This window comes from Archangium sp. (assembly GCF_036389735.1).
Lineage (GTDB): Bacteria > Myxococcota > Myxococcia > Myxococcales > Myxococcaceae > Archangium.
The window spans coordinates 1-1665 of sequence record NZ_DASVWK010000879.1 but is presented as its reverse complement, the minus strand read 5'-3'; the positions used below and the strand labels follow the sequence as shown (position 1 = coordinate 1665).

Here is a 1665-nt window from a genome sequence, read left to right as displayed (position 1 = left end):
ACCGGAGGGCCGGGGCGCGAAGCCCGGGAGCCGTGAGTCATAGCCCTCGTTGATGGGGGAGGCGTAGTCCTCCAGGGGCACGGTGCGGGGCATGCCGAACGCGAGCCGCTCCGTGTCGTAGCGCGCCAGCAACTGCTGGTGCATGTACCAGAACAGCTCTCCGCGCCGCTCCGGGAGGACTCGGCGTTGGGGCTCGGCGGGGTCCGGGTATCCGCCCGCCGGATACAGCACGTGCCACGTGTCGAGGGCATCGTTGAGCGCGGCGTCCTCGCGGAAATAGGACAGCCAGCTCTCCGCGCTCGGGGTGCCGGCCGCCGCCTTCCGGGGCCCGGGTGGCTCCTTATAAGGAGAGGGCAGCACCAGGTGCGGAGCGCGCTCCTCCAGGGAGGGCACGGGCAGCCCGCGGCCCTCGGGGTGGTGGGCGAGGAAGACGCGCAGCGCGTACTTCACCCATTCGAGGTCTCCCTGGTGTGCCTGCCGCTCGGCCTCGTCGAGCACCGCCGCCAGTCCCGCCTCGCCGGGCCGCGCGTTGGCCAGCTCCATGAAGCGGGCCGCCAGGGCCAGCGCCAGCTGGAGGTGGGAGGGCAGGAAGGGCAGGAAGCGATGGCCGGTGGAGGGGGACCCGACCACGTCGAGGTCTCCTCGGGAGGTCATCGGCAGTGGGGACGGGGAGGATTCCCGACACAGCAGGGCCCGAACCCGGGCGTGCGACTCCACCAGCGTCGTCATTCGGTGCCCTACTTGAGGCCGACGTAGATGTTCTGGACGTCGTCGTCCTCGTCCATCGCCTCGAGGAAGGACTCGACCTCGGCCCGGGCCTCGCCCTCGAGGTGCACCGGGTTCTTGGCCACCCACGCGAGGTTCTGCGAGCTCACCGTCCAGCCCTGGCCCGTCAGCGCGCGGCTCACCGCGTCGAGATCGGTCGGGGCGGTGATGAAGCGGGTGGCGCCCTCCTCGGCGACCTCCAGGTCCTGGGCGCCCGCCTCGATGGCCGCGGCCTCGGGATCGGCCCCCCCCTCGGGAGGCGTGGCCTCGATGAGGCCGAGGCGGTTGAAGTCCCACGACACCGCGCCCGTGGTGGCGATCTGTCCCTTGCGGAAGAGCACCCGGATGTTGGTGGCGGTGCGGTTCTTGTTCTCGGTGAGGCACTCGACGATGACCGGCACCTGGTGGGGCGCGAAGCCCTCATAGGTGACGACCTCGTAGTTGACCGGCTCGTCCAGGAGGCCGGCCCCCTTCTTGATGGCGCGCTCCAGCGTGTCGCGCGGCATCGAGGCCTTCTTCGCCTGATCCATCGCCATGCGGAGGCGGGGGTTGGTGCCCGGCTCGGCACCGCCCGCCTTCGCGGCGACGATGAGTTCCTTGACCAGCTTGGTGAAGAGCCGGCCCTTCGCGGCCGCATGCTCGGTGCGGCCCTTGTGCTTCCATTGAGCGCCCATGAAGGGGGCTCCTACCTCATTCCAGGCCGGGGTTCATGTCGTTTCCGGCGCGAGCCGGGCCTGGAGCCTGACTCAGAACGGATCGGGGGTCTCGGTCTCCGAGTCCCACTGCCAAGTGCCTTCCCGCAGCTTGTAGGTGACCGACCGGACGTTGAACAGACCGTTATGGTCCAGGTCCGCCTTGGCGGAGATGACCAGCGTATCGGCCCCGTCGCTCACGACCTGG

General features: G+C 70.1%; 2 protein-coding genes. Both read right to left on the bottom strand.

What is annotated here, in order from left to right; genetic code table 11:
- Nucleotides 1-630, bottom strand: a 630-nt coding sequence (locus tag VF794_RS31550) for a hypothetical protein (RefSeq protein ID WP_331116826.1), incomplete at its 3' end; no start/stop codon positions are given.
- Between the two features lie 107 nt (nt 631-737).
- Entirely contained in the window at nt 738-1439 is a 702-nt protein-coding gene (locus tag VF794_RS31545; RefSeq protein WP_331116825.1) for a YebC/PmpR family DNA-binding transcriptional regulator, read from the bottom strand.
- Nucleotides 1440-1665 lie beyond the last annotated feature (226 nt).

Excerpts from the sequence above, each read along its gene's own strand:
- VF794_RS31545 (WP_331116825.1), bottom strand. The coding sequence starts at position 1,439 with ATGGGCGCTCAATGGAAGCACAAGGGCCGCACCGAGCATGCGGCCGCG.